The following is a 12,127-nucleotide window of genomic DNA, read 5'->3' on the forward strand; positions in this document are numbered from 1 at the left end:
TATGGTTAAGGTTGTAGCTAAAACCGGCAATGAAGCAATGGCGGAGGCGATGCGCCAGATCAATCCGGATGTGGTGGCGGCTTACCCCATTACCCCGGCGACCGAGATCGTCATGATCTTTGCCAAATATGTGGCTGATGGTTTGGTCGACACCGAATACGTGGCGGTCGAATCGGAGCATTCGGCGATGTCGGCCTGCGTCGGAGCTTCGGCGGCCGGCGGACGGGTCATGACCGGGACTTCTTCGCAGGGATTGGCGTTAATGTATGAAATATTGCCGATCGTTTCGTCCCTTCGTTTGCCGATCGTCATGTGCGACGTCAATCGGGCGATCTCCGGGCCGATCAATATCCATTGCGACCACTCAGACACGATGGCGGCCCAGGACTTCGGTTGGGTTCAGATCTTTTCCGAAAATTCCCAGGAGGCTTATGACAGCCTGATCCAGGCGATCAGGATCGCGGAAGATCCGCGCCTGCAGCTGCCGACGATGGTGACGACCGACGGCTTTATTATCAGCCACTGCATGGACAAGATCGAACTGCTGGATGACGCGGACGTTCAAAAGTTTATTGGCGGCGAACGTAAAGCGGCGACTCGTTTGCTTGATATCGATAAGCCGGTCACCCTTGGTTTGATCGACCTGCAGGACTATTATTTTGAACACCGGGTCCAGGTCGCGGAAGCGATGCGCGGCGCCAAAAAGATCATTTTGGAGGTTGCCGATGAGTTTGCCGAAAAGTTTGGCCGGAAATACGGCTTGATCGAAGGATATCAGCTTGATGATGCCGAACATGTAATAGTCGCGCTTGGCTCCACCTGCGGGACGACCAAGGTAGTGGTTGATGAACTCCGGGCCAAAGGGATCAAGGCGGGACTCCTGAAGATCAGGGTATTCCGGCCTTTCCCGGCGGAAGAGATCGCGGCCGCTTTGAGCAAAGCCAAAACAGTTGCCGTTCTTGACCGGTCCGACACCTGGTCGGCCCAGGGGGGACACGTCTTTACCGAGGTCCGCTCCGGGATGTTTGACCAGAAAGCAAAACCAAAAATGATCAATTATATATACGGGCTGGGTGGACGAGAGATCAATCTTGAACTGATCCGCCAGGTTTATACCGATCTTCAAAATATCGAAAAACAACCCTTAGTCCAGTATTTAGGAGTTAGAGAGTAATGGCAAATTTAAAAGAATTATCAAAAAAACAAGAACCGCTGACCGGCGGTCATCGGCTCTGTCCAGGTTGCGGCGCTTCCATTGTAGTCCGCCAGGTTTTACTTGCCTCAAAAGACCCGGTAGTCGTTGTTTCGGCCACCGGCTGTCTGGAAGTTTCGACCACGATTTTTCCTTATTCGGCCTGGAAAGTCCCATTTTTACACAACGCATTTGAGAACGCCGCGGCAACCATGTCCGGCGTGGAAGCTTATTACCAGTATTTAAAAAGAAAAGGGAAGACCAGCCAGCATATTAACTTTGTCGCTTTTGGCGGCGATGGTGGGACTTACGATATCGGTTTCCAGTCGCTATCGGGCGCGATGGAGCGGGGGCACGACCTGACCTATGTCTGCTATAACAACCAGGCTTATATGAACACCGGGATCCAGCGGTCGAGCGCCACCCCGAAGGGGGCAAACACGACCACCGAACCTGCCGGCAAAGTCAAACAGGGGAAGACCATGAACCGGAAAGACTTAACCGAGATCATGGTTGCCCACAATATCCCCTATGTTGCCCAGGCGACCGTAGGCAACTGGGCCGACCTGACCCGCAAAGCGGAAAAAGCTTTTTCGATCCGCGGGCCGAAATTCATGAACGTTCTTCAGCCCTGCCGGCTTGGCTGGGCTTACAAGCCGGAGGAGACCGGGGTAATTGGCCGGATAGCGGCCGAAACCTGCTTCTGGCCGCTTTACGAGGTTGAAAATGGCGTATATAAGATCACCAAACCGCGGGAAAAGAAACCGATAACAGAATTTTTGAAGACACAGGAGAGGTTTCGGCATCTGTTCAAGCCGGGGAACGAAAAAATTATTGAGGATATTCAGGCGGAAGTCGACCAGCGCTGGCAGTCTCTTTTGGCCAAAGAAGCGATGACAGCAAAGGCGGCAAAATAAGTGGAGGGGAAATATGAATAAAAAGCAATTGGCGGGCAAAGTCGCGGACAAATCAGATCTGACCAAGGCGCAAGCGGAAGCATTGATCGATGTTGTTTTGAACGAGATCTCTGAGGCATTGACCCGTAATGAAAAAGTCAGACTGGTTGGTTTTGGCAACTTTGTGGTCAGAAAGCGCAAAGGACGCATTGGACGCAACCCGCAGACCGGGGCACAAATTACCATAGATGATTCCAAATCTCCGGCTTTTGTTCCGGGGATCAACCTTAAGAACCTGATCAAGGGCAAACCCACCCAATAGTTGATGAACCATCTTGATGAAGAGCTAAGCAGCCTCTTAGAGGTTTTACCCCCGCTTATTAAGCAATCATTAATCACCTATCATGATATTTTTTCTTTAGTCGAGGTTGTGCTTGATCTTGGCAAACCGGCGGAAGCGCGGTTTTCCCGCTCTGTCCATTATTTCAGGGAAATGGTCGTTTCCCAGGACGACATTGATTATGTCGTAGGCAAAGTCGGCGATTTTACCTCCGATAACCGGGCGGGGGTGGAGCGGACCCTGCACCGGATCTCCTGCATCCGCAACCGCCGGGGAAAGATCATTGGTCTGACCTGCCGGGTCGGCCGGACCATTATCGGAACGATCGATATTATAAGAGATGTGGTTGAGTCGGGGAAGAACGTCCTGTTTGTTGGTCCTCCCGGCAGCGGGAAGACGACCAAACTGCGCGAAGCGGCCCGGGTCTTGAGCGAACAGTTTAAAAAAAGAGTTATTGTGGTTGATACCTCCAACGAGATCGCCGGCGACGGCGACATTCCCCACCCGGCGATCGGCTCCGCCCGCCGGATGCAGGTCCCGTCTCCCGATTTTCAGCACAAGGTGATGATCGAAGCGGTGGAGAACCACATGCCGGAAGTGATCATCGTTGACGAGATCGGGACCGAAGCGGAAGCGGCCGCCTGCAAGACGATCGCTGAGCGCGGCGTCCAGCTCATTGGGACCGCCCACGGGGTGACATTTGACAACATTATCAGCAACCCGACCCTGACCGACCTGGTCGGCGGGATCCAATCGGTTATTCTGGGGGATGAAGAGGCGAAGCGCCGCCATACCCAAAAAGCGGTTCTGGAGCGGAAAGGCCCTCCCGCGTTCGATATCGCGGTCGAGATCCAGGAACGGGATAAATTTGCCATCTATGGTGACGTCGCCAAATCAGTTGACGCCATTCTGCGCGGCCTGCCGATCAGGCCGGAGATCAGGGTTCGTCTTCCCGACGGGAAGATCGAGATCTCACAAAAAGCGCTCGAGCCGATGCCGGTCCCGACCCAGGAAGAGGTGGACCGAATGGCAATAGAAAAAGGGGAGGGGCCGGTCAGGATTTATCCTTTTGGGGTCAACAGGCAGACGCTGGAACGATCTCTCCGGGCAATGCAGCTGCCGGCGGTCGTCGCCAAAGAGATAGACGAAGCCGATCTGGTTTTGACGGTTAAATCAAAGGCCCGGACGGGGACTAAAATTATGCGAGCGGCGGATGAGCGCAATATTCAGGTCCATGTCATCAAAAAGAACGTCTCGTCGCAGATGATCAAATTCCTGAAGTTTTACTTTAACGCCGCCGGGAAAGAAGAAACAGAAGCGATTGCCCTGCGGGAAGCTGCAGATGCGATCGAATCGGCTAAAAACGGTAAAAAGGCGATCGACCTTAATCCCCAGAACGCATATATCCGGCGGTTGCAGCATCAAAGGGTGGAAGAGGCGGGGCTTCATTCGGAGTCGGTAGGTGAAGAGCCTAAACGGCGGCTGCGGATCTATCCGGAATAAGCTTCCGAGATCACCGGCGGCTTAAAATTGATCGCGCCCTGGCTGGCCAGAAGATAGGCGTTTATTTTTGCCCCGTTCGTTTCGGCTACCATAACGATCACATTATCTTTTTTATCTTTTATAATTGTGGCTATTGCCTCTCTTTTCTTTTTGCCGTTGCAGCCTAATGATCCCAGGTGAACTGATCGCCTGTTGAGGCTGAATAGGAAGGCTGTGCCGTTAGTTCCGATCGTGATCTGGAATGACCGCGGCGGCCTTTGTCTTTTGCCTTCAATGAATTCCAGGATTAATTTAGTACGGAGCATGGCCAGCTTGCGGTCGGATATTTCAAGCGGTTTGGCCTGCCAGCGGCCGCGTTGTTTAATGATCCGATATTCCCGGATCGGTTTATCGTTTTCACTCCGGTCCGCTTCAAAAACCGAAACGATCCGATCGCCATTTTCCGTCCGGAAAGCGACCAGCGCCTCTCTTTTGCGGCAGCCAAGGGAATTAAGCGACAGATGTTTTTGTTCTATCATGATAAGATCAATATTCCCGTTATCCCTGATCGTGAACGAATATGTTTGTTCCGGGCGAGGGCCCCCTTCAAAAAATGATTTGATCGCTCGGAAGCGTTCCGCCGCCAGCTGGAGGTCGGAAGGGTTTAGCGGCTTCGTCAGCCAAAGGCCAGTATCCGACTGATAAATTCTAACTTGTTTGATCAGGCGGCCGTCCTCTTCTTTGACCGTGCAGACCTTGTCTCCATTAACGATCTGGAAGCTGATTTTGGCCGGTCTCTCCCCAAAGCCAAGCGCGCTGATCTGCAGGCGCATACCGTTAAAGTGGACCAGATCGATCGCGCCTTGTTCCTTAATCGTTACGATATATTCCTGTCCAGGTTCTTTTTCTTCCAGGATAAAAGCCGCAATCGCCCGTCCGCGTTCGGCAGATAACTGTCTGTCAGTTCTAATAATCGGTCTTGCTTTCCAGACGTCGCCTGAATCTTTGATTATTTCAAAGTCTCTTATCGGTACTCCGTTTGTTTCGTGGACTGAAACGATTTTACGGCTGTCTTCAATGCTAAAGGAGAGATTGACATCCCTGTCCATGCAGCCAAGAGGGGAGAGAAGAGCTGGCGTCCCCGAAACAGTAATTAAGCTTAGAATGCCGTGGCTGGCCTTTTTTATGAATGGTTCCGGTGGTGGACCGCCGTCTTCCAGAAAAGCTAAGATCGATTTGCGGAGATTTAACGATTTTCGGTGTTTATTCGACCTGGCCTCGATTGGCAAGTAAAACATGGTCAGCCAGCGTAGAGCTGTCGCGTTTTGATCTGGCGATCTTTCCGCCTGGGTTTTGGCGCCAATGACTTTGCTTTTTGGCAGACGAGACAATAGTTCAAAAATCTTTCCCTTGATCTCAAAATAACGGCTGTTGCTTGACCTGTCCAGCAGAGTCAGGATATCGACCACGTCTGAAGTCGAGATCTCTTTGCGGTTTAATAGCTCGACCAGCGCCGTGAACCTTTGCTCAAAGATCCCCGGGCTATCGATAATAGCTGACAATTCCTTGGCCAGCTCTTTTTGCCTGGGGGAGGTTTCCTGTCGATGGGGGAGGGGGACAATAGGACCGAAAGGAAACGGATCCGGGAGATTTGGGCTTTCAGTTGGCGGCAGACCGGGTGGTAATTCTTCGTTCAATGCCTCTTGCCGGTCGGGCGCGAGCCGCTCCAGAATGCGGCGCGCCAGCGCCATTTCTTCGGGATTATAAGCGGTCGGGTCGGCCATTAGATCATGACGGGTTAACCCCCTCCCTTCATTAGAGGGGAGAGTTCCGTCCAGGGGGACAAATTTGCCGGGAAAACTAACTTCTCTCATTTTTTCTTTAACGGCGTTCTCGATCGCTTTTTTAATGTAGATATGGGAAAAATCATCGAGGCTCAGCTTCCCAGCCCTGACTAAGTTTTCAAAACAACTTTCCTTAAGCCTGGTCTCGAAGACCGCGATCGCTTCGCATAAGCCGATATTCCCTTCATGCGCAAGGTCAACAAGGGCCAAGCCGCGGTTCTCATATTTACGGGCAATGCTTCGCACTAACTTGTCATTTTCTCTGATCAAGAGATCGACCGCTGTCCTTCTTTGAAGCAAGCCTTCCCTGACCCGCTTAAAAAGGTCAAGAAACCTTTGGGTTCCCGGGTTAAGCAAAGAAGGCCGGGAATTGGCTTCCTGGCAAGCAGTTAACTTTCTTGCGGCGTTGATTGGCGGCATTGCCGATGCTCCTTGTGCCTGTCTAATAATATATCGGCAATTTTGACGGGAAATTTCGGGTGTTATAGGGAGATTTAACGGTTTATTATATAGACCAGGTGCTTTTTCCAGCTTTTTTCGTCACTATTTGGAAAGTCACTTCGATAATGGGCGCCTCTTGACTCGGTCCGGTCAAGCGCCGCCCGGTTGATCAATTGGGCGGTCAACAGCATATTTTTTAATTCCAGCTCCTCGATCGAACCGGCCGGGTAGATCAGGTCCTTTTCCACCATGGCTAGTTTGTGCTGGGTATTTTCCAGGCTTTCTTTCGACCTGATGATCCCCGCCCCATTCCACATAGCGGTTTTAATGATCAGCTTGTAGCGCTGGATCTCGAAATCCTTGAAACGCGGTTTGAGGTTTAGGATTTGAAGATCAGTTTTTGTTTCGTATTTAGCATTTAGTATTTCGTTTTTTGCCGCGAGCGCCGCCCGACGCCCAAAGACTAATCCCTCAAGAAGAGAATTAGACGCCAGGCGGTTCGCGCCATGGACGCCGGTTGACGCGCATTCGCCGGCGGCGTAAAGCCCCGGAAGATTTGTTTTTCCGTTGGTGTCGGTCTTGACCCCCCCCATAAAATAATGGGCGGCAGGGGCGACTGGAATATTGTCTTTGGTGATGTCGAGCCCCCGATCGAGACAGGTCTGGTAGATCATCGGGAAACGGTGCTTGATCTTGTCCGGTTCGATCCCTTTGAGCGAGAGGCAAACATGGTCGCTGCCGGTTGCCTTTATTTCCTGGACAATTGCCCTGGAAACGATGTCGCGGGGGGCCAGCTCCAGTTTGACGTGGTATTTTTCCATAAACCGTTCCCCATTGGTATTGAGCAGGACTCCCCCTTCGCCGCGGACCGCTTCGGAGATCAGAAAGCGGGGGAGGGCGACGATATCTTCGAATTGTTTGAACTTGACGAGGGCGGTCGGGTGGAACTGAACGAACTCCAGATCGGTTACTTCCGCGCCGGCTCGATAAGCCATGGCAATACCATCACCGGTGGCAAAAGAGGGATTGGTCGTATAAAGATAGGTTTGACAGACTCCTCCGGTAGCAATAAGGGTTGATTTTGCCTGATAGGTATTAACTTCTCCAGTTTTTCCATCAAGAGCAAGGGCCCCATAACAGCGGCCGTTTTCCACTAAAAGATCTATCCCCATCATTCCCTGGACAATGGAGACTTTATTTTCGCTGACCACCCGCCGACCAAGGGTTTTTTCGATCTCTTTGCCGGTCTCGTCCCCCGCGTGAAGAATACGGCGGCGTTTATGTGCCCCTTCCAGGGCTAGGGCAAACCCTCCTCCCGCTTCGGTCTCGGCCCGGTCAAAGCGGGCTCCCATTTCAATTAGCTCTTTTACCCGGTCGACCCCTTCGGTCACCAAAACCCGGACCGCCTGTTCGTCGCAGAGGTTGGCCCCGGCGGCGATGGTGTCTTCAAAATGATATTCGGTCGAGTCGCGCGGCTGGTCGATGGCGGCAGCTATCCCTCCCTGGGCGATCTCGGTGGCGCTTTCGCCGGTCTTTCCTTTGGTCAGGAGGATAACTTCGCCGTATTTACTTGCTTCAAGAGCGGCCGAAAGCCCGGCTATTCCGCCGCCAATGATCAGAAAATCGCAGGAAAAAGAGGTGTCCGACATGAATTAATTATACACTATAGGGGAGTGGAAAGTTAATTTAAAGTAAGTTATAATTTTACCATGTTCGAATGGGTTGTTAGTTTTGTCCAATTTACCGGCACAAGCCCTGTATTTAAAGGGGTTGGTGTATTAATTGTTGGAATTTTAGCCCTGCTTTTTTCCTGGTGGATGCGGAAACGGTGGCAGGAGCCGCTGGCCGGCGGTTTCTTGGTTTACATGGTGGTTGCTGGCTTTATTGTCGCCTATGGCCTGTTTATTTTAATTTTTCAGCCTCATTGGTGGAACCCGCCTTATTAGTTGTCATTGGGGGATCGTCTAACGGTAGGACTGCAGCCTCTGGAGCTGCGTATCGGGGTTCGAATCCCTGTCCCCCAGATTTTTCGAAGAAAAATATGGTATTGCGTTCAGCAATAAGGTTTTGCCGCGCAAAACAGGGAAGGGATGAGAAAGGCGTTTTTGCGCCCGCCAGCGGCGGGAAGAGTGAGCGATACCCGTGCCCAAGCACGGTGAGCGAGCGGAAGCTAAAACGCCATGTCCCGTAGCCCCCGGCCCAAGCCGGGGCGGAGGACGAATCCCTGTCCCCCAGTTTATTTTAATATGATTATTTTCCCTTTATCCCGCGATATCCTGCCGCTTTCGCCTCTGGCTTCCAGGATGTAAATATAAACGCCGTTGGGAACAATGTCGCCAACCGCGTCTTTTAGGTCCCAGACAGCGCTTCTTACGGTGCCGCCTAATGTATAGCTCTCGGACAGGACTTTTAACAGGTTTCCGCTGATCGAATAGATCCCAATTTTTATTGTTGCCGGCTCGGAGAGCGAATAAATGATCGTTGAGCTGTCCGAAGCAGGGTTTGGTCCGCAGGCGAGCGATTGGACAATGCTCTCTCTGGCGGCGGATTGTCCGGATTCCTGCGTGCTGGTCAGGATCAGTAGGTCCCAAACATCGAGTTCCGGCACAATAAAGGTAATGCTTTGGCCGTTTCGCGTGTAAGCCAATTCCTGCTCGGCCAGATCCGGGGACGCGCAATAAAGCTTGTCGGGTCCAAATCCCGCGGGCAGCTCCAGAGAAACGGTAAGGCTGGTAACTTTATTGGCGACATCATGATTGACCAGGTGCAAATAAACCCTTTCCGGGTCAGCGGTTTTCCAGACCTGGCGGTTGAGATGAGTTTGGGTGATCCCTTTTATGATCTTACCGGAAAGATAATTGTTGACGTCGCTTTCGATAGTTGCCAAATAAGTCGCGCCGGCGGTTTGGGCGTACGATTTAGGGACTGAAGCTGGATTGTAGTATATTCTGCCTGAACCATAAGCGGTTTCGCCGGGGGTGAGCGAAAGAGACCCGTCAATCTCGCCATAAGCGATCAAGGTCCCCCCGCCGTTGGCAAAGGCAAGCAGGGCTGATCTTTCCCGCGCGGTTAAGCTGTATGTTCCGGCAATGATCACGATCTCATACGGGTCCAGGGCGCCGGCGCTGATGGTCTCTGCCCGATGTTCCCCGGTGCTGTTAAAAATAACATCGTATTGAAAACCGGCTTTGGAAAGAGCTTTGCCCAACCCGAGAAAAGAGGCGCTGGCCGTTGCCGGCCGCAGCCATTGGCCGGTTAATTGGGTTTTTGTGGAGTAGAGGACCCCGATCTTGGCGTAGCTTTGGAGGGTGCCGGGATCAAATGCGGCGTTATAGGCTTGAAGGAAATCCTTGATCTTTAAATTGAACGAAGGATCTATGCTCCAGTCCAGCCACAGGTTGTTCCAAAGGCCGTAATCGTGCACGTCATAGTAGCTGACCTTGTTGGCCAGAGCTTCCGCGATGCACCCATAAAGATATTTTTCGGGATCAGAGGTTTGGGTCGCGATCCCTCCCATGGAAAGGTCGACCGGCTGGGTGACGATGGGGACGGAAGGAAACATCGCTTTTTCATATTTATAAACCGGAGCTTGAGTGTTCTCCGGGTAGGAAAAAATATTGGACAAGACATCAAAATCAGTATAAAAAGTAAAAGCTTCAATAGAAGAGTATTTGACGGTCGTTGATTCGGCCGGACCTTCCCGTGACATCATCACCAGGAGGTCGGATTTGCCATATGTTTTTGCCGTATTTATCAGATCCTGAACATAACTCAGATAAGTCTGGTCGTTGGATCTCTTGTAATCCTCTAAAAGAGGAATGCCGCTTTTATCGTTATCGCCGTAAAGATCGTTCTGGGTGTATCCTTTGCCGCGCAAATAATCCGAATAATCAAAAGTATTGATATCCGCTATCCCCAGGGCGGCCAGCTCCGGGGCGGTGTATTTAGCTTTTAAATATTCCCTGAAATAGGCTTCGCAGGACGAGCAGAAACAGCGGCCGTCTTCATTGTTCCCGGTTATCAGACAAAATCCGTCAGCGCCGGTTTCCACGGCCGATCTTGCCGCGTCCTTAAGATAGTCGCGCCAGGCTGGCTGGCTGCAGCAAAAGTAGCCGTATGAATAAAAAGGATTCCCGTCATAATTGATAATTTCGGCGCCGCCAGTGATAAGCGCTTGTTTGTCTTCTTCCGCCGGAAAAGCGTTAGAAAAAAGCTGGGCAAGGACTTTGAATCCGGCCGCTTGCCCATTACTGACCGCTTGCCGCATACCGGAAAAATCTTTTTCGACCCGCAAAACATTTGCCAGGACAGCCAGCTTTTCTTGCTGGGAGCGGGAGATATTGGCAGTCGCGCTTACGGGGTGCGTTTCATCTTTTCCCCAGATCTGGGGCCAGGAGTACCAGGCGGCAGAAGCATGGCTGGACAAAATAGTCATGATTATTATTGCCAACCTTAATCTTTGCATGGGATGATTTTATCATAAGTGTTGAAAAAAGTTTGGTAGAAGCGGTCAAGACTTGAATAATGCTTTGTTTTCCGGATGGCGATGATTAAGTTCTTCAAGCAATGCTTCGGCTGAATGTTTCAGCTGGTCGATTTCGTCACATGGGGCGGATTTGTTTACAGCGGTCAGCTGGCATATATCAATTATTTTAGCCATGAGTTTGTTGATCTTATCGAGCGGCGAGAGAATAGTCTTTTGGAGCAGGATCAAAATAACCAGGGCGCATAAAAAGAACGCCCCGGCGCGGACTAAAGAGAGCAGGCTGGAAAAAATCTCCGATTGGAAGCTGAGGATCCTGGGGCTTTCCACCTTAAAGACCAAAGCCGGTTTTTTTGCGATATCGTTCAGGAGCAAATAGCCGAATAATTTATCCTTGTTGATCGTTTTCAGGGCGATCGGGGATTTGTTGAGTTCAGTCAGGATATTGGCGATCTCGGGAGAGAGAGCCGGGTTATTTAATGGATGAGCTGTTGTGGAGAGATTGGTGATCGAGGTCAGCCTCTTGATCAGGTCAGGACCGATAAAACGCCCCATGATCAGGGTTCCGCGCCCCGGGCCACTCCGGTCGCTTTTGACGATCTGATTGGCGACAAGCAAAAAGGCCCCTTCAGGAAAAAGTGAAACCCCTTGTTTCTGAGGTTCGGTCTGATTGCAGAGATAATTGTCGGTAATGATCTTTTCTTTTTCCGGGGTGAGAGGGGTCAGCTGATCCTCGGTCTCACCCGGTTGCATCGCGTATATGACCTTACCCTGGTTATCACAGAATAAAATAAGATCAAGGTGGAGGCTCTGGAAAGTTTGCGGCGACAGATTTGAGCTCTTATATGCCTGGCTATTGTTGTCGATAAATTCGTAGGTGTCGTCCCAGGCGGCCCAATCTTCAGCTGTTTCATTGAAGCGAGAAAAGGTATCATTAATGAAGTAAAGTATCCGGCCCATGTCATTTAACGCGTAATCCTGTTCCAGCTTGGTGAAACCGGAAAAGATCACTTTGTTGGCGACAAGATCGGTCGCGATGTAAAAAACAACAAAGGATATAAAAACAATTAGTATGGTTTTAATTTTAATGCTCATTGGTATTTGCCTGATGCGAGCATTTTATGGTAAGACAGCGCTTTTGACAAGAGGGATTATATATGCCGGGTTGACCGCGTTTTATAGCGATAGAGTATGAATAAATGATGACAATTGCCAATAGGGCAAATTTTTGTTAAAATTGTACATTCCTCTCAAACGGGCTCATAGCTCAGATGGCTAGAGCGCACGCCTGATAAGCGTGAGGTCGGTGGTTCGATTCCACCTGGGCCCATTTTTTCGGAACCGCAAACCATTGCGGACGTTGGGCGGCTTTGAGGCGACGAAAGTTGCCGACAAGCCGCCCCATTATTAGGATCGGCTGAAAACTGACCTTCCGCCGCAGGGTCGCGC

General features: G+C 51.1%; 9 protein-coding genes and 2 tRNA genes. 7 read left to right on the plus strand and 4 right to left on the minus strand.

Annotated elements, in window-relative coordinates; genetic code table 11:
- Window position 1: 1 nt before the first annotated feature.
- Genes porA through KKF06_04755 form a run of 4 tightly spaced genes read left to right on the plus strand, consistent with a single transcriptional unit; the run spans window position 2 to window position 3,931 of the window.
- A complete protein-coding gene (gene porA, locus KKF06_04740) occupies window positions 2-1,174 on the plus strand; it encodes a pyruvate ferredoxin oxidoreductase (GenBank protein ID MBU1617065.1) in 1,173 nt (390 codons plus the stop codon).
- On the plus strand, window positions 1,174-2,109 hold the full coding sequence (locus KKF06_04745; protein MBU1617066.1) for a pyruvate ferredoxin oxidoreductase: 936 nt from the start codon (window positions 1,174-1,176) through the stop codon (window positions 2,107-2,109). Before porA ends, KKF06_04745 begins: the two co-directional genes overlap by 1 nt.
- A gap of 13 nt (window positions 2,110-2,122) precedes the next feature.
- Complete coding sequence (locus KKF06_04750) at window positions 2,123-2,410, plus strand: HU family DNA-binding protein (protein ID MBU1617067.1); 288 nt, start codon at window positions 2,123-2,125, stop codon at window positions 2,408-2,410.
- A 3-nt stretch (window positions 2,411-2,413) separates the two neighbouring features.
- A complete protein-coding gene (locus tag KKF06_04755) occupies window positions 2,414-3,931 on the plus strand; it encodes an AAA family ATPase (protein MBU1617068.1) in 1,518 nt (505 codons plus the stop codon).
- On the opposite strand, the gene KKF06_04760 is transcribed toward KKF06_04755, so the two are convergent.
- Window positions 3,919-6,174: a hypothetical protein gene (locus tag KKF06_04760; protein ID MBU1617069.1), complete on the minus strand. Its 2,256-nt coding sequence runs from the start codon at window positions 6,172-6,174 to the stop codon at window positions 3,919-3,921. The genes KKF06_04755 and KKF06_04760 overlap by 13 nt on opposite strands.
- A 74-nt stretch (window positions 6,175-6,248) precedes the next feature.
- Window positions 6,249-7,844, minus strand: coding sequence for an L-aspartate oxidase (gene nadB, locus KKF06_04765; protein MBU1617070.1), 1,596 nt, complete (start codon window positions 7,842-7,844; stop codon window positions 6,249-6,251).
- Window positions 7,845-7,904: 60 nt separating this feature from the next.
- On the opposite strand from nadB, the gene KKF06_04770 reads away from it, so the two are divergent.
- Window positions 7,905-8,141 carry a hypothetical protein gene (locus KKF06_04770; protein ID MBU1617071.1) on the plus strand — a complete coding sequence of 79 codons (237 nt, stop codon included), beginning with the start codon at window positions 7,905-7,907 and terminating at the stop codon, window positions 8,139-8,141.
- A gap of 7 nt (window positions 8,142-8,148) precedes the next feature.
- Window positions 8,149-8,219 (plus strand) — tRNA-Gln (locus KKF06_04775).
- Window positions 8,220-8,431: 212 nt separating this feature from the next.
- On the opposite strand, the gene KKF06_04780 is transcribed toward KKF06_04775, so the two are convergent.
- Entirely contained in the window at window positions 8,432-10,660 is a 2,229-nt protein-coding gene (locus tag KKF06_04780) for a hypothetical protein (protein MBU1617072.1), read from the minus strand.
- Between the two features lie 45 nt (window positions 10,661-10,705).
- Window positions 10,706-11,773, minus strand: coding sequence for a hypothetical protein (locus KKF06_04785; protein ID MBU1617073.1), 1,068 nt, complete (start codon window positions 11,771-11,773; stop codon window positions 10,706-10,708).
- A 161-nt stretch (window positions 11,774-11,934) separates the two neighbouring features.
- Between KKF06_04785 and KKF06_04790 the strand changes: the two genes are divergently transcribed.
- Window positions 11,935-12,008 (plus strand) — tRNA-Ile (locus KKF06_04790).
- Window positions 12,009-12,127 lie beyond the last annotated feature (119 nt).

The sequence above is a fragment of the Candidatus Margulisiibacteriota bacterium genome (assembly GCA_018822365.1).
GTDB lineage: Bacteria > Margulisbacteria > WOR-1 > O2-12-FULL-45-9 > XYB2-FULL-48-7 > XYB2-FULL-45-9.